At 57.5% G+C, this 23,002-nt stretch carries 27 protein-coding genes; 10 read left to right on the forward strand and 17 right to left on the reverse strand.

Annotated features, from left to right (window positions below):
- Positions 1 to 85 precede the first annotated feature (85 nt).
- Positions 86 to 976 carry a DMT family transporter gene (locus QMZ18_RS03825; protein ID WP_282604898.1) on the reverse strand — a complete coding sequence of 297 codons (891 nt, stop codon included), beginning with the start codon at positions 974 to 976 and terminating at the stop codon, positions 86 to 88.
- On the reverse strand, positions 973 to 1,452 hold the full coding sequence (locus QMZ18_RS03830) for a low molecular weight protein-tyrosine-phosphatase (RefSeq protein WP_282604899.1): 480 nt from the start codon (positions 1,450 to 1,452) through the stop codon (positions 973 to 975). Before QMZ18_RS03830 ends, QMZ18_RS03825 begins: the two co-directional genes overlap by 4 nt.
- 164 nt (positions 1,453 to 1,616) lie before the next feature.
- Here QMZ18_RS03830 and cobB point away from each other — a divergent pair, with 164 nt between their 5' ends.
- On the forward strand, positions 1,617 to 2,333 hold the full coding sequence (gene cobB, locus QMZ18_RS03835; protein ID WP_282604900.1) for a Sir2 family NAD+-dependent deacetylase: 717 nt from the start codon (positions 1,617 to 1,619) through the stop codon (positions 2,331 to 2,333).
- Here the strand turns inward: cobB and QMZ18_RS03840 are convergent.
- Positions 2,303 to 2,998, reverse strand: coding sequence for a metalloregulator ArsR/SmtB family transcription factor (locus tag QMZ18_RS03840; RefSeq protein ID WP_282604901.1), 696 nt, complete (start codon positions 2,996 to 2,998; stop codon positions 2,303 to 2,305). The genes cobB and QMZ18_RS03840 overlap by 31 nt on opposite strands.
- A 121-nt stretch (positions 2,999 to 3,119) precedes the next feature.
- Here QMZ18_RS03840 and QMZ18_RS03845 point away from each other — a divergent pair, with 121 nt between their 5' ends.
- Entirely contained in the window at positions 3,120 to 4,706 is a 1,587-nt protein-coding gene (locus tag QMZ18_RS03845) for a Rieske (2Fe-2S) protein (protein ID WP_282604902.1), read from the forward strand.
- A gap of 18 nt (positions 4,707 to 4,724) precedes the next feature.
- On the opposite strand, the gene QMZ18_RS03850 is transcribed toward QMZ18_RS03845, so the two are convergent.
- Positions 4,725 to 5,294 carry a GNAT family N-acetyltransferase gene (locus QMZ18_RS03850; RefSeq protein WP_282604903.1) on the reverse strand — a complete coding sequence of 190 codons (570 nt, stop codon included), beginning with the start codon at positions 5,292 to 5,294 and terminating at the stop codon, positions 4,725 to 4,727.
- A 103-nt stretch (positions 5,295 to 5,397) separates the two neighbouring features.
- Here QMZ18_RS03850 and QMZ18_RS03855 point away from each other — a divergent pair, with 103 nt between their 5' ends.
- Positions 5,398 to 6,012: a uracil-DNA glycosylase family protein gene (locus QMZ18_RS03855; protein WP_282604904.1), complete on the forward strand. Its 615-nt coding sequence runs from the start codon at positions 5,398 to 5,400 to the stop codon at positions 6,010 to 6,012.
- A gap of 148 nt (positions 6,013 to 6,160) precedes the next feature.
- Here QMZ18_RS03855 and QMZ18_RS03860 read toward each other — a convergent pair whose 3' ends face one another.
- Positions 6,161 to 6,871, reverse strand: coding sequence for a porin (locus QMZ18_RS03860; protein WP_282604905.1), 711 nt, complete (start codon positions 6,869 to 6,871; stop codon positions 6,161 to 6,163).
- A 119-nt stretch (positions 6,872 to 6,990) separates the two neighbouring features.
- On the reverse strand, positions 6,991 to 7,413 hold the full coding sequence (locus tag QMZ18_RS03865; protein WP_282604906.1) for a metallopeptidase family protein: 423 nt from the start codon (positions 7,411 to 7,413) through the stop codon (positions 6,991 to 6,993).
- Positions 7,414 to 7,604: 191 nt separating this feature from the next.
- On the opposite strand from QMZ18_RS03865, the gene QMZ18_RS03870 reads away from it, so the two are divergent.
- Positions 7,605 to 7,895 carry a 4a-hydroxytetrahydrobiopterin dehydratase gene (locus QMZ18_RS03870; RefSeq protein WP_282604907.1) on the forward strand — a complete coding sequence of 97 codons (291 nt, stop codon included), beginning with the start codon at positions 7,605 to 7,607 and terminating at the stop codon, positions 7,893 to 7,895.
- 25 nt (positions 7,896 to 7,920) lie between these two features.
- Here the strand turns inward: QMZ18_RS03870 and QMZ18_RS03875 are convergent, their stop codons facing one another.
- Positions 7,921 to 8,877 (reverse strand): AraC family transcriptional regulator, encoded by a 957-nt coding sequence (locus tag QMZ18_RS03875; protein WP_282604908.1) that lies wholly within the window; start codon positions 8,875 to 8,877, stop codon positions 7,921 to 7,923.
- A gap of 152 nt (positions 8,878 to 9,029) precedes the next feature.
- On the opposite strand from QMZ18_RS03875, the gene QMZ18_RS03880 reads away from it, so the two are divergent.
- Complete coding sequence (locus tag QMZ18_RS03880) at positions 9,030 to 9,497, forward strand: cupin domain-containing protein (protein WP_282604909.1); 468 nt, start codon at positions 9,030 to 9,032, stop codon at positions 9,495 to 9,497.
- Between the two features lie 95 nt (positions 9,498 to 9,592).
- On the opposite strand, the gene QMZ18_RS03885 is transcribed toward QMZ18_RS03880, so the two are convergent.
- Both QMZ18_RS03885 and QMZ18_RS03890 read right to left on the reverse strand, forming a co-directional pair.
- Complete coding sequence (locus QMZ18_RS03885; RefSeq protein WP_282604910.1) at positions 9,593 to 10,348, reverse strand: SDR family NAD(P)-dependent oxidoreductase; 756 nt, start codon at positions 10,346 to 10,348, stop codon at positions 9,593 to 9,595.
- 119 nt (positions 10,349 to 10,467) lie between these two features.
- A complete protein-coding gene (locus QMZ18_RS03890; protein ID WP_282604911.1) occupies positions 10,468 to 11,517 on the reverse strand; it encodes an aromatic ring-hydroxylating dioxygenase subunit alpha in 1,050 nt (349 codons plus the stop codon).
- A gap of 96 nt (positions 11,518 to 11,613) precedes the next feature.
- Between QMZ18_RS03890 and QMZ18_RS03895 the strand changes: the two genes are divergently transcribed.
- Entirely contained in the window at positions 11,614 to 12,081 is a 468-nt protein-coding gene (locus tag QMZ18_RS03895) for a YkvA family protein (RefSeq protein WP_282604912.1), read from the forward strand.
- Positions 12,082 to 12,163: 82 nt separating this feature from the next.
- Here the strand turns inward: QMZ18_RS03895 and QMZ18_RS03900 are convergent, their stop codons facing one another.
- The 3 genes from QMZ18_RS03900 to QMZ18_RS03910 form a co-directional block, all read right to left on the reverse strand.
- Entirely contained in the window at positions 12,164 to 13,093 is a 930-nt protein-coding gene (locus QMZ18_RS03900; protein ID WP_282604913.1) for a DMT family transporter, read from the reverse strand.
- A gap of 156 nt (positions 13,094 to 13,249) precedes the next feature.
- Positions 13,250 to 13,900: a 3-oxoacid CoA-transferase subunit B gene (locus QMZ18_RS03905; protein ID WP_282604914.1), complete on the reverse strand. Its 651-nt coding sequence runs from the start codon at positions 13,898 to 13,900 to the stop codon at positions 13,250 to 13,252.
- A 69-nt stretch (positions 13,901 to 13,969) separates the two neighbouring features.
- The gene (locus QMZ18_RS03910) at positions 13,970 to 14,671 is read right to left on the reverse strand and encodes a CoA transferase subunit A (RefSeq protein ID WP_282604915.1); all 702 of its coding nucleotides are present in this window, start codon (positions 14,669 to 14,671) and stop codon (positions 13,970 to 13,972) included.
- A 299-nt stretch (positions 14,672 to 14,970) separates the two neighbouring features.
- Between QMZ18_RS03910 and QMZ18_RS03915 the strand changes: the two genes are divergently transcribed.
- Positions 14,971 to 16,230, forward strand: coding sequence for a pyridoxal phosphate-dependent aminotransferase (locus tag QMZ18_RS03915; protein WP_282604916.1), 1,260 nt, complete (start codon positions 14,971 to 14,973; stop codon positions 16,228 to 16,230).
- Between the two features lie 218 nt (positions 16,231 to 16,448).
- A complete protein-coding gene (locus QMZ18_RS03920; RefSeq protein WP_282604917.1) occupies positions 16,449 to 16,640 on the forward strand; it encodes a hypothetical protein in 192 nt (63 codons plus the stop codon).
- A gap of 53 nt (positions 16,641 to 16,693) precedes the next feature.
- On the opposite strand, the gene QMZ18_RS03925 is transcribed toward QMZ18_RS03920, so the two are convergent.
- Entirely contained in the window at positions 16,694 to 17,584 is an 891-nt protein-coding gene (locus QMZ18_RS03925) for an alpha/beta fold hydrolase (RefSeq protein WP_282604918.1), read from the reverse strand.
- 82 nt (positions 17,585 to 17,666) lie between these two features.
- Between QMZ18_RS03925 and QMZ18_RS03930 the strand changes: the two genes are divergently transcribed.
- Entirely contained in the window at positions 17,667 to 18,272 is a 606-nt protein-coding gene (locus QMZ18_RS03930; protein WP_282604919.1) for an ABATE domain-containing protein, read from the forward strand.
- Positions 18,273 to 18,287: 15 nt separating this feature from the next.
- Here QMZ18_RS03930 and QMZ18_RS03935 read toward each other — a convergent pair whose 3' ends face one another.
- The 4 genes from QMZ18_RS03935 to QMZ18_RS03950 are packed head-to-tail and all read right to left on the reverse strand — an operon-like array spanning position 18,288 to position 22,198.
- Positions 18,288 to 18,785, reverse strand: a complete 498-nt coding sequence (locus QMZ18_RS03935; RefSeq protein WP_282604920.1) for a low molecular weight phosphatase family protein — start codon at positions 18,783 to 18,785, stop codon at positions 18,288 to 18,290.
- Positions 18,786 to 18,801: 16 nt separating this feature from the next.
- A complete protein-coding gene (locus QMZ18_RS03940; RefSeq protein WP_282604922.1) occupies positions 18,802 to 20,034 on the reverse strand; it encodes a bifunctional 2-polyprenyl-6-hydroxyphenol methylase/3-demethylubiquinol 3-O-methyltransferase UbiG in 1,233 nt (410 codons plus the stop codon).
- A gap of 21 nt (positions 20,035 to 20,055) precedes the next feature.
- Entirely contained in the window at positions 20,056 to 21,054 is a 999-nt protein-coding gene (locus QMZ18_RS03945) for an NADPH:quinone oxidoreductase family protein (protein WP_282604923.1), read from the reverse strand.
- Between the two features lie 55 nt (positions 21,055 to 21,109).
- The gene (locus QMZ18_RS03950; RefSeq protein WP_282604924.1) at positions 21,110 to 22,198 is read right to left on the reverse strand and encodes an asparaginase; all 1,089 of its coding nucleotides are present in this window, start codon (positions 22,196 to 22,198) and stop codon (positions 21,110 to 21,112) included.
- Between the two features lie 142 nt (positions 22,199 to 22,340).
- Here QMZ18_RS03950 and QMZ18_RS03955 point away from each other — a divergent pair, with 142 nt between their 5' ends.
- Positions 22,341 to 22,934: an RNA methyltransferase gene (locus QMZ18_RS03955; protein WP_322097125.1), complete on the forward strand. Its 594-nt coding sequence runs from the start codon at positions 22,341 to 22,343 to the stop codon at positions 22,932 to 22,934.
- Positions 22,935 to 23,002: the final 68 nt, after the last annotated feature.

The raw sequence follows: 23,002 nt of genomic DNA on the forward strand, positions 1-23,002 counted from the left end.
CCTCGCACGGGTAGGTGTCCAGCCTGAATTGCAGTTTTCAGTGACTCAGTGAAACGATCAAACACGAGGGCTCCAATCGTATTGATCACTGCTGCGCAATTTGACTTAGACGCGTTTCGCGGCGGACGATATAGATACCGCTGGCGATGACGATGGCGGCACCGGCCCAAACGAAGCGGTCCGGAAGTTCCTGCCAGAGAATCCAACCGAAGAGAACGCCCCAAATCAGGATCGAGTAGTCGAAAGGTGCGATTACGGCGGCGGGTGCGTAGCGGTAGCCCTGTCCGATCATGAACATCCCGGCACTGCCGATCAGGCCCATCAGGGCAAGCAGGGTGAAATCGAGCGGTGAGGGTGTCACCCATTCGAAGGGTGCAATCGCACCTGAAATCAGCAGAGAAATCGTTGCGGTCCAGACCATCATCGACAAGGTCGTGTTCTGCGGCGCAAGCCGCCGCGTGAGGATCATAACCATGGCGTAGCAAAGGGCGGCGCCGATCACCAGGAAGGCGGCGGGATCAAAGCTTTGGCCGGCCGGACGCAGGATCACCAGAGTTCCGATGAAACCGAGAATAACCGCGGACCAGCGATGGATGCCGACCTGTTCGCGCAGCAGGGGAACCGACAGCGCGGTGATGAATAACGGGCCGGTAAAGGCGAGCGCAAAGGCGTCCGCCAGGGGAATGGTCCGTAATGCCGCAAAGAACATGAAACCGGCCCCCAGCGCGAAGAAGGCACGCAGTACCTGCAGAACCGGCTGCGGGCTGCGCAGACTTTTCGGTCCGCCGGTCATCGCGAGCGCCACCAGCAGGGGAAGGAGACCGAAGACATTTCGGAACAGGACGATCTCGCTGACCGGATAGCCCGTACTGAGCCATTTTACGATGGTGTCCATGATGGACATCATCAGCATTCCGGCTACGGCATAGGCAATCCCCAGTCCGACCCGGTCGTTCTTTGTCTGGGCGAGAGTCACAACCTGCTGCGCAGATGGTCGAGTAATCCGGTCATGCCTTCCTCGATGAGATCAAGCATAGCTTCATAATCTTCCGGCCCCCCGTAATAGGGGTCCGGCACGTCCTGACCTTGCAGCGGCGGTTCGGCGTGGTCCAGGAAGAGCTTCAGGCGGTGCTCTTCGCCGGACGGACACCTGCTCTTCAGGATCTCCATATGTCCTCGATCCATGACCGAAATCACATCGAAGTTTTCAAAATCTTCCCGGGTTAGCCGCCGGGCACGCAGGCCGGTCAGATCATAACCGCGCTTCGCACAGCATCGCACCGCACGGGGGTTTGGCGGTTCGCCGGTATGGTAATCGTGGGTGGCAGCGGAATCGATCGTTATTCTGTCTGCCAGTCCTGCTTCGGCGAGGCGGTGGCGCAAAACGCCTTCCGCGGAAGGCGAGCGACAGATATTTCCTGTGCAGATGAAGAGAACCTGGAGCGGGGTCACACGAAACCTCATACTTGATGCCGGTAGGGAAATCTCCTTCGATGGCCAGGAAGCCGCCGAAGCATTACCCCGTGCTGCCAACACCCATCCTGGATGCCTTTTTGAGTAGGTCGTCGTCTGGGACGGCACGGACGTCGGGCGCAACTCTGTAGGAAAACTGTAATATGAGCAAGTCAGTGGTCATCCTCACCGGCGCCGGAATCTCGAAAGAATCCGGGCTGGACACCTTTCGCGACGCCGACGGCATCTGGGCAAAGGTTCGGCTTGAGGACGTGGCCACGCCCGAGGCCTTTCAGCGTGACCCCAACCGGGTGCACGCCTTCTACAATCATCGCCGTGACGGTCTTATGCACTCCAATGTACAGCCCAACGCGGCGCACCGGGCCTTGGCTCGCTTGGAGGCCGAATGGCCCGGCGATGTTCTTCTGGTAACCCAGAATATCGACGATCTGCACGAACGTTCCGGCTCATCAAAGCTGCTTCACATGCACGGCGAGTTGCTGAAGGCCAGGTGCCTTGCCTGCGATGCCGTCATGGAGTGGCGTTCGGACATGAGCGGGCAAAGCGAATGCCTGCACTGCGGTGCGCCGGGCGGCTTGCGGGTCGACGTCGTTTGGTTTGGGGAGATGCCCTATCATATGGAGCGGATTTATCATGCTTTGGCAAACTGCGATCTCTTCATCTCGATTGGAACCTCAGGCAGCGTTTATCCTGCCGCTGGTTTCGTCGAGGAGGTTCGCCGCTATGGCCGTCCGTCCGCACAGACCGTTGAGCTTAATCTAGAGCCGTCCGACGGCGCCAGTCTGTTTCACGACTGTATCCATGGTCCGGCGAGCGAGGTGGTCCCTGCCTACGTCGAAGAATTGCTCGAGACCCGGTAGGCGCAGCGCCGCGCGCCACTCAACAGATGTTCGACGCGTTCGAGTTCAACGCTGGGGCCAAGCGCAGCCTGAAATACCGAGAGCTCGGCTGTACAGATTCCCGTACAATTCTTTGCGGCTGCGCAGATCGGGCAGTGGTTCTCCACAAAGAGAAGGTCGCCGTTCTCCTCTATCAAAACCTCGGCCATGTAACCCTCATCGCTGCGCGCTTTGGCCAGGGCAGTAAGTTTGTCTTTCAGGCTGCCGAAATCTTTGATTACCGTCCGATAGTTGGCGATCTGGCTTTCCGAGCGTCCGGCAATCAGCTGCTCCATTGCGCCCTCACCGAAAGTGGTGCGGATGGATGCAATAAGTTCTACGGCCAGATCCGCATGACGGTCGGGGAAGAGGCTGTTGGCCTCCGGGGTGAGTTGCCAGCATTTGACCGGCCTGCCCGCTGTGGGCTTGTTGCTGGCCTCGCCGGCTCCTTCGCCGATTGTTTCGCGGGCCATGTTCTCCTGGAACACCAGTTTCTGGTCGAAGAGATCGTATAGATGCTGTCGCACCGCCATGGGCGTGATCGAAAGCTCGATAGCCAGCGCCTGAGCGCTTTGTGGTCCCTGCCGTTTGAGCAGATCCAGGATTGCCTGCCGAGTCTTGATTGTCTTCGTCGATTTGTCCGCCATAGACTTCAGGTATAGGTTTTCGGGGCATATTTCTAAAGAAAAATCTTGCAAAAAAGAGGCAATGATCTCAATTTAAGTTTATAAAGAAAAATCTTTTGTAAATAAGCAGGAGGACGGATCCATGACGTTTGTGCGGGCGGGCAGCTACAGCGAACTCTCGGAAAAAGGATCTGCACTCGTGCGGCTGGAGGGCAAGCAAATCGTCCTCTTTGACGGGCCAAAGGGTGTTTTCGCCTGCAATAATCGTTGTCCTCATGAAGGTTTTCCCCTCAAGGAAGGTAAGCTGACCGACGGCTGTATCCTGACCTGCAACTGGCACAACTGGAAATTCGATCTGGAGTCTGGCGACACACTGGTGGGCGGCGACAAGTTGCGGCGCTACCCGGTACAGATCGACGGAGATGAAATCTGGCTCGATCTTACCGAACCACCTCAGCAGGAAAAGGTCGCATCGGCCGAAGCCAATCTGCGTGAGGCTGTCGATAAACATGAGTATGACCGGATTGCCCGAGAGCTCTCGCGCCTCCGGCTGGCTGGTGCCGATCCCTTGGAGGCCCTGCGCAAGGTGATTGCCTGGCAGCATGATCGTTTCGAGTTTGGTACGACCCACGCCATTGCCGCAGCGCCGGATTGGCTGACGATCCGCGCACGCTTCGCCGTGGAAGACAAGGATGAAGCCAGCGACGCCGCGACTCTGGTTCCGTTGGTCGAAAGCATCGGTCACTTGGCTTGGGACGCTTTGCGTGAACCTCGATTTCTTTTTGGGGAAGGTGTGGCGCCCTACGACGCCGAAGCATTCGTTGCTGCGATCGAGGCAGAGGATGAAGATCTCGCCGTAAGTCAGCTACGTGGCGCCCTGGCAGACGGAATGACCTTCGCCGACCTGGAACCGGCCTTCGCGCAGGCCGCGCTGGCGCATTACGCCGACTTTGGCCATTCAGCCATCTATGTCCTGAAAACCGGCCAGTTGATCGAAGCACTAGGCCCTGCGGTCACCGAACCTTTGCTTCTCGCGCTTACACGCTCGATCATCTATTCCAGCCGAGAGGATCTGCTCCCCGAATTTCGCCATTACGCAGTCGTGCTTTCGCGCTGGGCAGAAGCGGGGGTGCATAAGGTCGAACCCATGGATTTCGTCGGCTTAAGCGTGGAGCAAGCACTTGAGCGGACCTTGCAGTCCGGAGGCGCACCCGCGCAGACCTATCAGGCTTTGCTCGGTGCTAATGCCCATAACCTTCTGACTTTCGATCTCTCTCTCCAAGGCCGGACTGAAGGGGCGATTTCGAACAACGTTTCCTGGCTGGATTTCACTCATGGTGTGACCTTCTCAAACGCGGTTCGCCATCTCTGCGGTAAATACCCGGAACTTTGGCCTCAGGGGCTTCTTCAGATGGCCTGTTTTGTCGGACGCAATACACGTTTCATCGACCGCAATGCCGATACCGGATCATGGCGGGTGAACGATGCTGAAGCATTTACACGCCAGAATGTCGAAAACCTGCTCGATCACGGCCAGTTCGAATATATCGTCGCCTGCCATCAGGTGAAGCTGATCATGGCGATTGAGGACGAACTCGCAGCGGCGCCTGATCCCAAAGTCGGCGAGACTTTGCTGGCCGGGCTGAATCGTTTTCTCAATTCACCGCTGAAACGGCGTCACAGCCTACGCACCGCAAAACAGGCCATGTCTTTCGTTGCCAGCGAGTAAGCCCTTGCAATCGGAATTCTACGCGAGGGCTCGACGCATCGCGATCCTCGGTCCATAGACTTCCGGTGGAAGGCGTATTCGTTCCCGCGCAAGGCATTGGGCCAGTTCCGGTCCGAGCGTTTCCGGGGAAACGGCCTTAAAACCCAAGCGGCGATAGTAGGGGGCGTTCCAGGGAACATCGCGAAATGTCGTTAAGGTGAGCCAGCTGCCTTGCCTCTTCTGGATAGCGACTTTCGCAACGGCGTCGATCAAGCTTGCACCGATCCGCTGTCCTGCATAACCAGGTATTACATCGAGTTCCAGTAGGTGCGGGTGTCCATCCAGTGTGCCGAAGGCCGCAAATCCCACCGCTTCTTCAAGCACTTGATCTTTAACCATGATATCGGCAACCAAGAGACGCTGGTGCTGGGCGGCGGCGGTGAATACAGAGGGTTGGCTTGGGCTTCTTTCGCTGATCTTCGCCATGCCGATGCTGCGAAAACGCGCACCTGCCAAAAACTCCACTTCGCAGAGGTGCTCGGCTTCGTCGGCACGGGCGGCACGAATTCTGACACCTTTCCGCCGCCTATATTCCTGACTGGGGACCATGTTGGTCAGCCTATCACGTTCGCGCGAAAAGCCATGTGTAGCCTGTTTCGCTCAATCGCCTTTGAGTTAAGCTGTTTGAGTAAACAGCCGGAGACCTTGCCTCGTGAGCGAAAACCCACCCCTATCATCCAGCCCATCACCCGAACTCGCGGAGGTTCTGAAGGGTGCCCGGGCTTGCCATCTCTGTGAAGAGCATCTGCCGCTTGGGCCCAGGCCTGTGCTCCGCGCACAGAGTTCCGCCAGAGTGATGATCGTAGGTCAGGCTCCGGGAACGAAGGTCCATGAGAGCGGTATTCCTTGGAACGACGCATCAGGCGATCGTTTGCGCGAGTGGCTTGATCTGGATTCTGACAGTTTTTATGACGATGGCCGCATCGCCATCGTTCCTATGGGATTTTGTTATCCCGGCAGGAACCCCAAGGGCGGCGATAATCCGCCGCGTCCGGAATGTGCTCCGCTCTGGCATCCGCCCCTACGGGCTGCACTGCCCAATGTGGAGCTGATTCTCTTGGTGGGACAATACGCGCAAGGTTTCTATCTGGGGAAGAGCAAGAAAAAGACACTGACGGAAACGGTCAGGAACTGGCGGGAATACCAGCCAGATTTTCTCCCGACGCCTCACCCCAGCTGGCGTTCAACCATGTGGTTGAAGAAAAATCCGTGGTTCGAGAAAGAGGTTCTGCCTGAGCTGCGGCTGCGTGTTAAGGCGCTCATCTAACATCAATTGTGTGGGTGTTTCCGGCTGAAGTAATCAAGCACGTGAACCTTCCCCGATAACCGTGATGTTGAATCTGAAATACGTTTTTGCTGGCGCAGTGAAAAGCGATCAGAGTCCGGAGCGTGATGAAGACGCCCGGGAAACCACCTTAAAACCTGATTTTGAAGCCCGTAACGACCCAAAAATCATCATTTTTCGCGTCGTCCGCGCCGCTGTTTTCCTCGGCACTGTTGGTTCGCCCGGCGGCGCCGAGAATACCCGTAAAGCTGATCCCGGGTCCTAGGGAGTAACCAGCGGAAAGCGCCAGAGATTCGATTTCTTCGTTCTCGTTTTCACCTTCGCCGGAGCCATAGGTCAGTTGCAGTTCCCAAGGACCTTGAGCGTAGCCGGCACCGATGTCGAACCCACCGCTTTTGAGGCCGTAACTGCTGGCTGCGGTGATCCGGCTGTCGGGCGAAAGATCGACTATCCAGTTTGCCCCGACTTCGGTTGCTTCATCGGTTCCAAGGGATTCTGGGCGATAACCAAGGCCGCCTTGAAGTCCTGCAAAACGAGGCGTAAAGACGGCGATGCCCGCACTGGCATCGGCGCCATAGGGCGAGATGCTGTAGCGCTGGCTGTCCAAGGCCTGGCGGTTTGAACGAAGATCGAGTGGCTGTTCGTCCAAGCGGTTAATGAATGGGGCGCTTTGCGGCGACCAGGGCTCCGCACGTGAGTGTGCGCCTGCCGCTCCCAAGGCGGCGCTTTCGGTGAAGTAGCCTCCAGGAACCAGCTGTTCGAAGTCCATCGCCCAGGCGACGTTCGGCAGCAATGCAAAAGCACCAGCCAAAACAATCATTCCTGGAATCCGTAAAGTCATCGCTAGGTTCACCTCGATGGAGAACAGTCGAGCTTAAACACTATAGCAAGGATTCTTTAATAAAAGCTTTAATCGTGATTCAATTAACGTCCGAATTCAACGAGCAGTTGCTTAGAAATTCAGGGATAAGCCTCATTCTGTTCAATTCGTTCCATGTCATCATCGGAAAGGCCAAAGTGATGGCCAATTTCATGGATGAGAACATGTCGGACAATATGCACGAGATCTTCGCCCGTCTCGCACCAATAATCCAGAATCGGGCGGCGATACAGAAAGATCATGTCCAGGTCGTCAGGGCTGTCCAGCACGCTCTTTTGAGACAGGTCGATGCCCCGATAAAGCCCAAGGAGATCAAACGGCGACTCACATTCCATGAGTTCAAGCGTTTCATCGTCTGGAAAATCGGTCACCTGAATGACGACATTGCCGACATAGTTTCGCAATTCAGTTGGGATCGTTGCATAGGCTTCACGGGCCTGCGCCTCAAGATCGGACAATTCAGGCGGTGTGGTATAGCGTCCAATGTTGTGTAGGTGTGCCATGCTTTCCTCGACCCTAACGCAGCACACACTGCGCGCCAAGCCTGCTTTCACGAAGTGCACAACGGTCTCCGCGTGTACACACTCGATTTCGTTGTCTGGACAATGCCACTCAAAAGTCTTGCCGCTTGGACGTTGTCGCAGACGGCGCCTCCAGATAACCTAAGTTCCGCTGCCGCTAAAGAGGAAATGCCATGACAGACAAGCTAACGGCGACCGCGCGCGCCACAGCCCTTTCAGAGTTAGATAGCTGGCAGGAAGTCGAAGGTCGTGATGCGATCCAGAAATCTTTTAAATTCAAGAGCTTCAATGAAGCCTGGGGATTTATGAACCGGGTCGCTCTGGTCGCGGAAAAAATGAACCATCACCCGGAATGGTTCAATGTCTACAATCGCGTCGACGTTGTTTTGACCACACATGACTGCGATGGGTTGTCCGAGTTGGACGTTACACTGGCGAAACGAATGGATGCGTTTTCGGCCTGAGCAATCCGACTGAGAAAACTGGCGATCACAACCCAGTGTGCAACCTGCGCTGATACTCACGTGGGCTGGCGTTGAATTCACGTCGAAAAGCGCGGCTGAAGGCAACGTCGGAGCCATAGCCAACACGTTCCGCGATCTCCACGAGCGGCAGGGCTGCTGCTCCTAAAAGCTCACCTGCCTTCAGCATTCGCCATTTCGTGAGGTAATCGATCGGCGCCATGCCGACGACAGCCTTGAATTGCGCCGCAAAGGCCGAGCGTGACATGCCCGCCGTTTGTGCCAGGTTTTCCAGACTGAGATCGGCCTCGGGACGCCGGTGTATCTCGGCGACAGCGCGGGCCAGCCGCGGATCTGCGAGGCCGGCAAGAAACCCATGCGGCCGGTCGGTTTGCGTGAGGTAGGCGCGGAGCGTCTGGATTAAGAGCACCTCCGCCAATCGCTCGATCACCGAAGTGACACCGGGGCCTCTGTCCGTCATCTCCTGTGTCAGCACCGACAAAACCGCCCCCAAACTATGGGAGGCCTTACCATTTCCGCTGGCAGTCAGGTCTGGCGACAGGCGTTGCGAGCGCACGTGTACCACCTCCGGCAACTGATCAAGCAATGGATGCCTCAGTTCACCTCGATAAGCGTAATGACCACAAATCAGCTTAGTTGCCCGCTCTCCTGACGCAAAATAGGGGGCATCACCTGCAAATGACTGCATGACCGTTGATCCGGGCAGCGCGGTTCGGCCATTTTGATCTGCAAGTACATGTGGTTCGCTGCGCGGGAATAAAAGCACATCCCCTGCCAATGCGCGATGCGCGACCCCATCAACCTCAAATACGCAGTCGCCCTGGGTCACTGCGTGAAACTGAGCGAACCCAGTCGCGCCGATTTCCATTGCCCAGGGCGACCAGAAGTCGCGATGAAAGTAGACGCAGCCTTCCAACTGCAACAGGCGCAGGACTTCGCTGAGGGTGTCTTCGTTTGATGCCATGGTGTTCGACTTTAATCAAAAGTCCTTCGCGAGTCGCACAAATTGGATGATGGATCAGTAATATCGGATTTCTGATCATTAATCGTCCGAAAGATTGGTGTTATCGATCTTCTACGCCTTGATAACCTTCAGCTCAAAAGGAATTTGCGAAGATGGATGCGACCTTTCAAAACTCAGCCCGGCGCCTTATCGGTTGTGCCGTGATGGTGCTCGGTTTCTTCTCCCTGACAGCCTGTAGCGCACAGGCGGATTCGGCGTTCGATGCCAAGAAGGAGGTTGCCCTTCCTGGTTGGCAACTTGCCTATGAAAATATTAATCCCATGATCAAGATGGCTGTGGCCTATGGGAACCGGGCCGAAGGTGCGCACGGGTCTTTTGGCAAATTTCCACCCAATTTTACGACGCCCTTTCACACCCATAGTGGCGCGTATCACGGGGTCGTGCTGAAGGGTGTGATGACGAACCCCTTTGCAGGTGAAGAGGCGCCAGCAAAGATGTCATCAGGGTCTTACTGGTATGTTCCCGCGAATTCAAAGCATGCTACCGCCTGCATCTCCGACGAACCCTGCGAGTTCTATTTTTATGCGGATTCGGCGTTTGATTTCCACGTGGTGGAATGACGGTAAGAAGTTTGATCAGGCAAATTAGGTGCTCTGTAAGACGAAAGGGACCGGCAAATCCGGTCCCTTTTTCATCGGCGCAGCCGTTCCAGGCTTCACTGCATGCGCATGGCGCCGTCCAGACGAAAGGAAGCGGCATTAAGCATCACGTTTTCGCAGATGTGGAGAACGAGACGGGCGTACTCGTCCGGACGGCCGAAACGATGGGGGAAGGGGATTTGGCCCGCCAGATTGTCCTGGACTTCCTGCGGCATGTTAAGCAGCAAGGGCGTGCCGATCAGGCCTGGCGCTATGGTCAGGACGCGGATGCCATTCTTGGCGAATTCACGCGCCGCCGGCAGCATCATGCCGGTGATGCCAGCCTTAGACGCGGCGTAGGCGACCTGGCCAAGCTGGCCTTCCTCTCCGGCGATCGAGGAGGTGGAAATGATGACACCGCGTTCGCCGTCGTCCAATGGCTCTTCGGCCAGCATCTCCGCCGCAGCCAGACGCATCAGATTGAAGCTTCCGATCAGATTGACGTTGATAACCTTTTCGAAGTCCGCCAGCGGCATGGCTCCGCCGCGTCCGACGATCCTTTTGGCAGGGGCAATGCCGGCGCAGTTTACGGCGATGCGGCAGGGACCGTGGGCTTCTCGCGCTTTGGCGACGCCAGCCTCGAGCGCTTCGGCCGAACTTACATCACAGACAATGCCGAGCCCGCCGGTCTCCGCTGCGACCGCTTCGACGGTCTCAGGATTCAAATCAAGAACCGTGACCTTGGCACCCGCTTTGGCGAGATGACGCGCCGTTTCGGCGCCGAGACCCGATCCGCCACCTGTGACGATCGCTGCTAACCCCTTTACATCCATTCCTCTTGCTCCTTCTTCGACATTTCAGCCGGATTTCGTTTGTGTTCTGGGGCGGGTCTATAGCAGAAGCCGACCTTCAAGGCGATAGCTGGAAACCCAGCTCAGGCCGAAGGGACAATTCAGCTTCTCCAGCGGAGCGTCTTGGCCTTGATCGGGTTTTCAAAGGGGCGTTTTTCTTCTGCTGCACGCAGCCACTCACGCTTCAGGCGATAATACCATTTGGCCTGAGTATCGGCGTCATCGATCAGCATGAGGGTCGGATTGTAGGCCAGGCCTTCCTGCTGCTTGACCACCACATCACGGTCCTGCCCCAAAAAGACCCTGGATAAACGCCGAGCGAGAGGTTTCAAGGGCGCCAGCCAATCTATTGTCCAGTAAAGGCACTGATGTACCTCGGTCTCGTTTTCATTCACGGGCGTAATGGCGGTCAGGCCCACCGCACTGTGCTTGTCGCCTTGGATATGCTCGATGCGCAATCCCGGCAGGGCGTAAGCGATCTCGGTGGTGACGTTGTTCCCGAGCATCTTGTATACCCGATGCTCGGCCGGCAGCTTGTGACGTACCATGCGCCAGCCAAGCGGGGACGGCTCAAAGTGCTTTTCCTTGGGGCGCAGTTTTGACGCCTGTTTCTTCCACCACCAGGAGGTATGAACAAAAGCTGCATGCGTTGGATCCATGAGCCCGAAAGCCGCCTGGTCTGCGTCGCAGGGAAAGTCCATTGAGATGGCGACCTGGGGTGGACGGTCGCCCATGTCGGGCATGCGCGGCACTTCCGGCAGGTCGTCAGGATCTGCCGTTCCCTTGGCAAAATAGACCCAGATGTTGCCCTGCACCTCGCGGCAGGGATAGGTCTTGGCCTTGATCCGGTCACAGGAAAAGTCCTGCCCGGGTGCAATCGATGGAATCTCAGTGCAGCGGCCGTCCGGCGCGAACTTCCAGCCGTGATAGCAGCAGGCGACCTGCTGGCCGTCGAAGGAGCCGTGCCGCAAGGGAATTCCGCGGTGCGGGCAGATATCGCGCATGGCAAAGACTTCGCCGTCGCTGGTACGTCCCAGCAGAACCGGCTCACCCATCAACTGCTTCGCAAGAGTCTTGCCGCGCGCCAACTGTTCACCAGGGACGGCGAGATACCAAAAATTCCTCATCAGGACCGAGCCCGTTTCGAGCATTTTACGAACCTTCTTTTTCTGCGCCGGCGCTAATTGCCGCACATAGCATATCGATCCAGTCATTGCACCTTTCGGGCAAACCCCTATATCTGCGTTATGTCGTCGCATAAGCCAGCAACCGAAACCGATCGGGACACCGCCTCCCTTTACGATGATGTTCTTAAAGGCCGGGCGCTCGTGCCGGTTTCGCCCGAACGCCAGGAACGTGATCAGAACAAGGTTCGCAGCGGTTTCTGGCCCAAGGTTCGCACAACCATCGGCAAAGTCCCCTTTGTGGAGGACGCCGTTGCCGCCTATTTCTGTGCCATGGACCGCAATACACCGGTCTGGGTGCGGGCGACACTTATGGGCGCGCTGGCCTATTTCGTTGTACCAGCCGACATGATTCCCGATTTTGTGGCGGGCCTGGGCTTTACGGATGATGCCACTGTCATCCTTGCCGCCCTCAGGACCATTTCCGGCCATATGAGCGATGAGCATCGGGCACGTGCGCAGGATGCACTCTCTGATTCTAGTGACGCCGAGCTCGACGGTCCTGCAAACTCAGACGCTTCAGACGAATAGGCGCGGTTCCAATTTCTGTCGCTCCAGACAGGCGGAGCCAGGCGGAATGGCACTAGGCAAGATGAAACTAGGCAAGATGAAACTAGGTCTGCGCCCGCGCAGCCTCCGCGGCGGTGCGTTCGCGTGCAAGCTTGGCTTCGCGCTGAGCGATATAGATGGCTGAGGCGGCTATGATACCCGCACCGACCCATGTCCAGAGGTCGGGCAACTCCCCGAAGGCGAAGTAGGCAAGGACTGCGACAAACGGCAGGCGGGCGTAGTCGAAAGGAATGACGGCGGAAGCATCGGCCAGCGTATAGGATTTGGTCAGCGCGAGATGAGCGATGGTCGCGACCAGTCCGATCAGCAGCAAATAGCCGAGTACGGGCCAGCTCGGCCACTCCCAGACAAAGAGTGCGGGCACGAGCGAGAGTGGCGTCATGATCAGGTTCATGATCAACACCATCGCAACCGTATCTTCCGTACGTGACAGGGTTTTGACCAACAGGACCGACCCGGCCATGAAGACTGCGGCAATCACAGGCATGGCCATGGCCGGCGTGATTTCGACGAAGCCGGGCCGCATAATGACGACGACGCCGATGAATCCAGCGATCGTTGCCGACCAGCGGCGCACGCCGACTGCTTCGTGCAGGATCAGAAAGGCGCCGGCCGTGGCAAAGAGGGGCACGGTGAAATTCAGCGCGACAGCTTCGGCCAGCGGTAGGATGGTGATCGAGGTGAACCAGCAAAACATTGCCGAAAGCCCGACGACGGAGCGCCAGATGTGCAGGCCCGGGCGCTTGGTCTTCAGTCCCGCAAAGCCATGACGAAACAGCCAGGGCAACACAAACAGAAGCGCGAAGAAATTCCGGAAGAAGGCGATCTGGATCGGATGCAACTCGACCGCCGCATAGCGGATCAGGATGTTCATGATCGAAAACCCGAGCGCGGCCAGGGTCATCAATAGAGCGCCCTGCACCGGTGCGGAGATCGCGCCAATGCGGCCAAAAGACAAGCTAGGTGGAGACATATGGCCGCAAAACTACAGCTTTACTGCCGCGTCGACTAGCCCAGGCGGACGCAGCCCTGCCCTGCACGAGGCGGGCGGCTGCACACAGGACCGGCTCACTGCAATGTCAAATGGCTCACGTCCAGTTAAAGAAATGGGATTGGAGACGCCCCGAGGTTAGGCGAGTCCGGCGGCGACCTCGAAGTTTGCGGCCGTGCGCTCCTTAACTTCGGTAACCGTTACGTCCGGTGCCAGTTCGATCAGCGTGACGCCACCGTTTTTCTTGTCGATGTCAAAGACGCCAAGATCGGTGATCAGCAGGTCGACCACGTGGGTGCCGGTCAGCGGCAGGTCGCAGGCTGTCAGAAACTTCGCGTCTCCGGCCTTGGAGTTATGATCCATAACGACGACTACGCGCTGGACGCCGGCGACCAGATCCATGGCGCCCCCCATGCCCTTGACCAGTTTGCCGGGGATCATCCAGTTGGCGAGGTCGCCATTCTCGGCGACTTGCATCGCGCCGAGGATCGCCAGGTTGATGTGCCCGCCACGGATCATGCCAAAGCTCGCCGCGCTGTCGAAATAAGAGCTTTGCGGCAGTTCGGTCACGGTCTGCTTGCCGGCATTGATCAGGTCCGGATCTTCTTCACCTTCGTAGGGGAAGGGACCGATCCCCAGCATCCCATTCTCACTGTGCAGGGTTACCTGCATACCGTCGGGGATGTAGTTGGCGACCAGGGTCGGGATACCGATACCCAGATTCACATAAAAGCCGTCGCTGAGCTCTTTTGCGGCGCGTGCCGCCATCTCATCTCGCGTCCAAGCCATCGTCGTCGTTTCCTATCTGATAAGGCGTGTCGTGTTGTCCGAAGTGCCGTCGCCGGCCTGAGGCGCCGGTTAAGGCCTTGGGCGCGTGGTGCGCTTTTCAATGACCTTGCGGTAGTTGCCGCCGTCGACGATCCGCTGCACGAAGATACCGGGACAGTGAATCTCGTCCGCCGCCAGTGTCCCGGGTTCGACCAGCTCTTCGACCTCGGCCACTGTGACCTTACCGGCGGTGGCCATGGGGGCGTTGAAATTGCGGGCGGTCTTGCGGAAGATCAAATTGCCCTCCGTATCGCCCTTCCAGGCCTTGATGATCGAGACATCTGCGCGCAGCCAGCTTTCCATGACATAGTCGTCGCCGTCGAAGTCACGAATTTCTTTGCCCTCGGCGACCAGAGTGCCGACACCCGTTTTTGTGAAGAAGGCGGGGATACCCGCGCCGCCGGCACGAATGCGCTCCGCCAACGTACCCTGCGGATTGAATTCCAGTTCCAGGTCGCCGTCCAGATACTGCTTCTCAAACAGTTTGTTCTCGCCCACATACGACGAGACCATCTTTGCGATCTGGCGTGTTTCCAGAAGAACGCCCAGGCCATCGCCGTCGACCCCGGCATTGTTCGAGATGATCGTGAGATCCTTTGTTCCCGAAGCTTTCAACGCAGTGATCAGGTGCTCGGGAACGCCGCAGAGTCCGAAGCCGCCCGCCATCAGTGTCATGCCGTCGAACAGCAGGCCATCAAGGGCGCTGGTCGCGTCGGTAAATACCTTGTTCATGCCTTGTCTTACCTTGTCGCCATGGTTTTGCCGCGGCGCGTCGCGGCCGCTCTAAGGGATACCTTTATTCCGGATTGCATCGCCGCGCCATGCTTATCGCCGCAGTGCAAAAAACGCGGCATCATACTCAAGCGCCAGCCGGGGCTCAAGATGGTCTCTGCCGCGGCGTTCGGACGGCGCTTGCCAAGCGCCCGTTGTCATGTCACCTGTTGAACAAGTTCAACTTCTTAGGGCGCCTTCGTTCTTGATTGGATCGATCAAGAACGTAAACCGTCCTCTAACACTCTATTGGTTTCCCCATGCCTATTACTGAACTGAACACCTCCTTTTACAATGGCCCTCTCTACTCGGCCGATGGCGGCGCCGGCTCCGCGCGCCCGGCACCGACGGGTTTCCCGGCAACGATCCGGCCGGAGGTTGCGGAACTGGAAAGCTCCAAGATCGTCGAGCTCTGGAAGATGGGTTTCGGCGTCGACAATCTGATCCCCCTCTGGGTTGGGGAAGGCAACGAAACCACACCGGATTTCATTACCGATGCCGCCCACACCGCGTTGAAAAGCGGGGTCTGCTTTTACAGTCAGAAACGCGGTCTGCCGGAACTGCGTCAGGAACTCGCAGCCTATATGCAGCGGACGTTCGAGACCCCGGTCGATGTTGAGCGGATGACTGTGACCTCGGCGGGGATGAACGGCATCATGCTGGTGGTTCAGGCGGTGGCGGGGCTCGGTGATAATGTCGTTTGTGTTACACCGGGTTGGCCCAATGTGGTCGGTGCGATAGAGATTATGGGCGCAGAGGCGCGCAAAGTAAGTCTGGATCAAAGTGACGAAGGGGGGTTCATTCTGGACCTCGAGCGGCTCTTTGCCAGTTGCGACGAACGCACGCGCGCGATCTTCGTGGTTTCGCCTAGCAACCCGACCGGTTGGATGATCACACCGGAAGAACAAAGAGCGGTTTTGGAATTCTGCCGCGCCCGTGGGATTTGGCTCGTGGCTGACGAAGTCTACCATCGCTTTGTCTACGAGCAGGAGGTGGCGAACTCGTTTCTGCAAATCGCCGAGCCCGAGGATGCCCTTATCGTGGTCAATAGCTTCTCCAAGTCTTGGGCTATGACAGGATGGCGCCTGGGCTGGCTCACTCACCCTGCAAGCCTGGGACCGGTACTGGACAACCTGATCGAATTCAATACTTCGGGTGCGCAAGGTTTTCTGCAGCACGGCTGTATTGCCGCCCTGAGGGAGGGCGAAGATTTTGTGAAACAGACTGTCGATCGCTGCCGCCAGGGCCGCGACCTCGTCTTTCAACGTTTGTCTGCTTTACCGACAGTGCGGGCCACCTGTCCGAAGGGTGCGTTCTATTTCTTTTTTGCGGTCGAAGGCTTGACCGACAGTCTGAATGCAGCCAAGAAAATTTTACATGAGACAGGAGTCGGATTGGCCCCAGGTTCTGCCTTTGGGCCGGGTGGGGAAGGTAACTTCCGGCTGTGTTATGCGGGCACATTGGACCGACTGTCGGAGGCTATGGACCGCCTTGAGCCCGTGCTGCGGAAACCACTTTAACAATCGTGGGTTAACGGGCTGAAAAACCGCCGATTTTTGGTTAAGATTTCGTCGAGATACGCTATGCAAAAACAACATGGCGAACCTGTCGATTCGGCATTGGTGCGTTGGTCAAAGCAGACTTAATTGGGGGGCAACAACAGTTTCAATTTACGTTTCAACCTGGCCCCAGATGTTCACCGATCGTGCGGTGCAGGCCACTCAGAAGGACCAGTACCATGGCGGAGTACAACTTCGTTGTCGACAGCACCATGCCCGGCTTGTGCGCAAGCGATCTGACTCGGCGCAGCGGTCAAGCTTTGGAAGCGTCATATTCCAGCACTGCTCCGGCAGCGCGGAAATCACGCTGGTCCAGGATTTCCGACCTTCGTATCCTTAAGGATCTTGGGCTGGACCGTAGCGCCTGCTAACTGCAAAACATCATCCTATCGAAAAGGGGTGGCCTTAACAGGCTGCCCCTTTTTCATTTAGCACGCGAAGCCGAGAAGAATTCTAACAGTGCTTTTGCACAGTCTTCCGGCTGTTCTTCCGCCAGGAAGTGACCGCAGTCGAGTGCTACTTCTGTGACCGCCTCTGTCCAAGTTCGCCAGGTATCGGCCGGTGTGCTGTCTTGCGTGGTAAAGTAGCCGCGGCCCCAGATAACAAGCGTGCGACAGGCGATACGCCGGCCTGCGATCCGGTCTGCGCGGTCGTGCTCGAGGTCCTGACTTGCGCCTGCGCGATAGTCGGCGCAGGTGGCCGCAATGACCGAGGCTTTGTGGAACTGGCTGAGATACTGATCAACAGCCATGGGGTCGAGACTGTTGCCGTCTTGTTTCCAGCGATCCAGCAAATGTTTGATGTAAAAGTCAGGATCACTGCCGATCATACGTTCGGGGAGTGGCGCTGGCTGGGCGAGAAAAGGCCAGTGATAGGCTTCGATTGCCTGTTTCCAATCCATGGCCTCCCAAACCTCAAGCGTTGGCACGATGTCGAGAGCCGCCAGGCGTTCGACGCGCTGCGGGTGGTCCAGTGCCAGGCGGTAAGCCACACGCCCGCCCCGGTCGTGGCCGGCAAGCTGAAAGCGCTCGTGACCCAATTCCACCATCAATTCGACCATGATCTTTGCAGTTGTCCGTTTGGCGTAATTCTGATGCTCGGGGTCGGGTTCCGGACCGATGCTGTCGCCATAGCCGGGCAGGTCGGGAACGATCAGCTGGAAGTGCTTGGCGAGAATCGGAGCAACTGCATGCCAGGCGGCATGGGTTTGCGGATATCCATGCAACAGCAGCAGAGGTGGACCTTCCCCCCCAATTCTGAGGTTGATGATGCAATCGCCGATCGGGATTTGCCGCGTTTTGAAGCCGTCAAACATTCCGGGATCTCCAGTGTTATGCAATGGAACCATCTATACTGGTTCCATTGCATAACACTGCGGAACCGGTTAAACAAGTTCTATGGCTACGAACACCACTCCTGCGGACACCAATCCTGTTGATCTGACGTTTCGTTTCGATTCCGGCCGTCTTTGTCTGAACGTCGTGGCAAGCGTTGGCGGCAGATCGAAGGAACGGCTTGAGCGCTGGCCTGAACCAGAAGACCTTGGGCGCTGGTGCGTCGAATCCGGCCTACTGGAGGAAGCACCAAGCGTCACTTCCAGTGAACTTGTGGCCGCGCGGGCGCTCAGAGAAGCGATCTATCGTCTGGTTCAGGCCGCACGTGAAGAGCGACAGGCCGCCCACGAAGATATCAGCCTGCTGAACGAATGGGCGGCACGAGCATCGTTGGTGCCTGAACTGGCACCGAATGGCCGCCACCTGTTCTGGCGGGCTGAAGCGCCACTCCAAGCGGTTCTGGCGTCCGTTGCACGAGACGCAGTGGACCTGATGGCGGGTGAACTCATCGGACGGATCCGAGAATGTGCGGAAGACAGCTGCTCAGTCCTCTTTATCGACGCTTCAAGGCCTGGAAAGCGCCGATGGTGTTCCATGAACCGCTGTGGCAATCGCGTAAAAAAGCAGGCTTTCAGAAAACGGCAGAGGGCAGCAGAAGCCAGCACTTAAAAGGGCTGGTTTCGATCAGACCGTGTCTTGGGTGTTAATGAAGCGGCTCATTCGTTCGAGAAAGCCCGGCATGCCGTCATGAATGTAGTCAATGACGGAGCAGCCGTATTGTGCTGCCGCCTCTTCGTTGCGGCGCCAGTCAGGCACCACTTCCCAGACATCGCGCAAGGCTTCTTCGGTGCCATAGGCCACTTCGCTGAAGAGCGGCAGGCGCCGTCCGAAGTTGCGCTCGATCAACTCCCGATGCTCCATACCCATGGCCACAGGAAGTTCCGCTGCATCCAGTAATGCCGGTGTTAGTTGGGTTGGCCGATGTGCCGAAATGTCGATGCCTTTGCTGCGCAGGTGGTCCCGGACGAAGCCGATAATCTCGTGCGTTGCTTCGTTGAGTCCCGCAGAAGCGACGGCAATGGTGGTGTCCTCGGCGATATGTGCCTTGAGAGCATATTCCGCGCTCATACTGCGAAAGATATTGCCGCTGCAGATGAAGAGAACGCTTTGGCGCGCGTACATTTGATCCTCCAGATATTCAGTCTGGTTCAAATCGCAGCAATAGGTGATTGAAACCGTTCAGGACCTCATAGACCTGAGCGAATTGCTGATTGAAAGATGAGCGTTCGAGTCGGGCGTCCAAATTCGAGAGGCGTTCGAAAATCTTCGCGACTGAGGTCTTGCCGTCAATGCGTTCGACGATAGCGGCTGTCAACCGTGGGAGCTTAAAGCGCATCGGCAGACCATCGAGAGTGATGGTCAATACCGGATTTTTGCGTAGAGACCGTGTAAGTTCCGCGCTGTCGAGGCTAGAGAGAAACGGTATGGCGGCACCATCGGGATCGGGCGTAGCCATACAGTCATTTTGACGGCTGGCGTAGAAGACGTGAGTTTTAATATTGCCAGCCAGCTTCTCCGCGAAACTGGCCTGTTCCAGGCCGCTTTTGCCATCCAGCGCAGCGAGCAGCTTTGGATCTTTCAAATAGCTTTCCGGGCGGTAGCGAGCGGGTTCGATAAAGCTTACGAGATTCAGACCCGATGGTGAAACCAGCGCGGCCACCTCGTCCACACTATAGGCTCTGTCCTGGCTGTGTAATAGCAGATCGACCAGTTCGGCGGCGCTGCGTTTGTGGTCGCCCAGGAAGGGGTTCCGGCGCAGCCAATTGGTCGGCGGCAATGCTTCAAGCAGTCGCTCCGCCTGTTGAACGCGCGCCGTCAGAGGCAAATCACCACCAAGTGTCTTCAACATATCCTGGGCGGGATAGAGGCCACTGCGGCCGTAGGTGGCGTAGACCATCAAACCCATGCCGCCATCGTCTTTGAGGGCCTGCGTCAAAGCCGCTAAACCCCGTTCAGGTTGCTTCAGGTGATGCAGTACGCCGCAGCAGTCGATGTAGTCGAAAGGTTCCAAACCCAGTGTTGGCAGATCGAGCAGCGAACCATTGAGAAAGGTGATGTTGGTCAAACCGCGTACGGTCGCACGGGATTCAGCAATGGCACGAGACGCGCTGGAGAGGTCCAGGTAGACAACCTGGCCGCCTTGACCGCGGTCCATGAGTTGCTGGCCCAACATGATCGCGGCATCGCCGGTTCCGCCACCTGCGACCAATGCTCGAAATGGCTTGGAGAAGTTACGCCGCCCGGCAAAGAGATAGTGGTTGAGTTCGTCCAGATTACTTGGCGAGCCGGTAATGAGGCGCTTTTTCTCGTCCTGAGGATCCCTGCTTGGATAGGGGTAGGTTTCGTATTGATCCTGTACGCTGTCGGACATCTCGCCCATCCGGCTGAATGTTCAGGACCGGCCGGTCGTAAGGACAACCTTGCCGGTGGATTTTCTGGTTGTCAGCAACTCCATTGCTGCGGCCGTATCGGTCAGATCGTACTGATGTGATACCAATGGCGAGAGCTTGCCTGCCTCGAACCACTGCAGCAGTTCGACAAACTCCTCGCGCACCATATCAGGCGCATGTTTGCGGTAGGATCCCCAATAAAATCCGAGGGCTGCAATGTTTTTGACCAGCAAGTGGTTGGCAGGGATCTGCGGGACCCGTCCGCCTGCAAAGCCAATGACGACAATACGCCCGGACCAAGCCGTGCAGCGGAGCGTCGCGTCGAACACGTCGCCGCCCACCGGATCGAAAACCACATCGGCACCGCGTCCATTGGTCAGTTCCTTGACGCGGGCACGAATGTCTTCGCTGCGGTAATCGATGAGATAATCGGCACCGTGCTTGCGCGCCACCTCGAGCTTTTCCGCGCCTCCCGCAGTTGCGATGACTGTTGCGCCGAGCGCCTTTCCGACCTCTACGGCTGCCAGTCCGACGCCACCCGCCGCACCGTGTACCAGCAGCGTTTCACCGGCCTGCATTCGTGCCTGCCATGTCAAGGCACCGTGAGCGGTGCCATAAGTGATGGGAAAACCCGCCGCAGTGGCGTAATCCATTGAATCCGGGATCGGGTGGACGTCGCTTGCTTTCGCAATCGCCGTATCCGCAAAGGCGCCGTGATCGGTAAGACAGAGCACGCGCTGACCTACTGCAATGCCACCAGCTTTGGTGCTGGTAATGTCAGCGCCAACCGCCTCGACCACACCGGCGCCTTCCAATCCGGGACTGAAGGGGAAGGGTGGCTTCTCCTGATATTTCCCTGCGATCATCAGGGTATCAGCAAAATTTACGCCGGCGGCATGGAGGGCGATCCGGACCTCATCCGGTGCGAGTTCCGGGAGAGCAGGCTCGCCAACGACCAACTCGTCCGCGGGGCCGAAACGATTGCAGAGGACTGCGCGCATTGCGTTGAAATCTCCGAAAGCCAGATATTTGTGTGAGCTGCCCGTCTTTAGAAAATCAAAAGGGCATTTTCTCTGCGGCGCGGACCTGGCCAATGGTCTTGCCGACCCTATTGAATAATGGCGGTTCAATCAGTTCGGCAAAACTCTTGGCCTGCGCGTCGCTCAGGATGCCGAGTTTGCGTAAGATCTGCCCGGTGACCACTTCCGCCGCGCGCGTTGCGCCGTCGTCAACCTTCAGGGCGAAGCCAAGTCCCAGTTCTGGAATGGCGCCGCAATAGACGCCTTCGGCACCGGTTTTTACGAGGGCGCGGCCACTTGTCGATTCCATGATGCGCGTACAGAAACGCGTGCTGCCGGCGACCATGACAGGTTCGGCGGCCATGGCACCGAGGATCTTCTTACAGGCGGCTTGCCGTGCTTCGGACTGTCCGGAGGGGTCCGCCATGCGGGCCATACCCAGGGCAATGTTTCCCAACGGAATGCCAATCACCGGGATGCCGCAGCCATCAATGCCGCGTGGGGCGTCACCCAACTCAAGGCCGCACATGCTCTCCAGAACACCGAGAATACGCTGCTGAACCGGGTGTTCGTATTTGATGTAACCCTTGGTATCGACATCCAGGTGTTTGGCCAGGGTCAGAAAGCCCGTGTGCTTGCCGGAACAGTTATTGTGGGCTGCCGTTGGTTCTCCGCCGCTGCGCAACAGCGCGATCATGGAGGCCTCGTGATACGGCAGGTGGGCGCCGCATTCCAGGTCGGAAACACTGCAGCCTATGCGTGGAAGCCAGGCCCTAACAGTTTCGAGATGCCGGTCTTCGCCGTCGTGACTGGCGCAGGCAATCGAGATTTCGGCGTCGCTGAGGTTGAAGGCTTCAGCCGCGCCGGATTCGACCAGAGGAATGGCTTGCAGGGGTTTGACCGCCGAACGGCCATAAACCACCCGCTCAAAAGCACCCGATGAGAAAACCACACCGCCTTCTGAGTCGACCACGGCCAACGAAGCGCGATGCCGGCTCTCAACCATCGAACCGCGCGTTACCTCGACCAGAATTGGGCTATCGGCATCTGCTTTGCCGTCAATTATGGAGCCGTCTGCCTGATTGCCATTCGCCGCAATGGAGTTCAATTTCGAAAGAGCTGTCATCGGATTGGTCTTAAATCGCTTTATGTTGTTCACAGAAAAGACCCTGGTCCCCTGAGCGGGTCTTTTGCCCGGTTTCCGTGCAGGTGCGTGCTTAGGGAAAGCAACTTGCCTTGCAGCCGCCGGGCATGCAAGTTTTCGCATCATGCGTGGATATTTTGGAATTGGGGTTGAGGGAATCAGCAAACCGATGAATCTCGGTAATCTGATTCGATCAACTCATTCGTTTGGCGGCAGCTTCTTTTTTACCATCGCGCCGGTGTTTAACGCGCGGCAGGTAAAGAATGCCGACACCTCGGACGCGGCCAAGACCATGCCGCTTTACACTTATGATTCGGTCGATGAACTGATGTTGCCGCGCGGCTGTTCGCTGGTCGGCGTCGAGTTGACCGATGATGCGATTGCTTTGCCGTCATTCCGGCATCCGGCGGCCGCAGCCTATGTTCTTGGGCCCGAGAGGGGGAGTCTTTCGCCAGAGCTCCAGGCAGCTTGCGATCACATCGTAAAGATACCGATGAAGTTTTGCGTCAACGTAGGTACTGCCGGCGCTATCTTGATGTATGACCGGATGATCAGCTATGGGCGTTTTCCTGCACGTCCTGTCCATTCGCGCGCCGCGCCCGAACCTCTGCCGGAGCATGTTCAGGGCGGCCAGGTGCTGAGGAAAAAGAGGCGGGCGGAAGCTGAGGCGCAGCAAGATGAGAGGCTGCGGGAAGCGGCTGATCGGGATTCGGACTAATCAGCGGGCGCTCTGCCGATCCATCGACAATAAGCTGAAAATATCCTGTGATTCGACCCTAGCTCATT

It is taken from the genome of Pelagibius sp. Alg239-R121 (assembly GCF_947331435.1).
GTDB lineage: Bacteria > Pseudomonadota > Alphaproteobacteria > Kiloniellales > Kiloniellaceae > Denitrobaculum.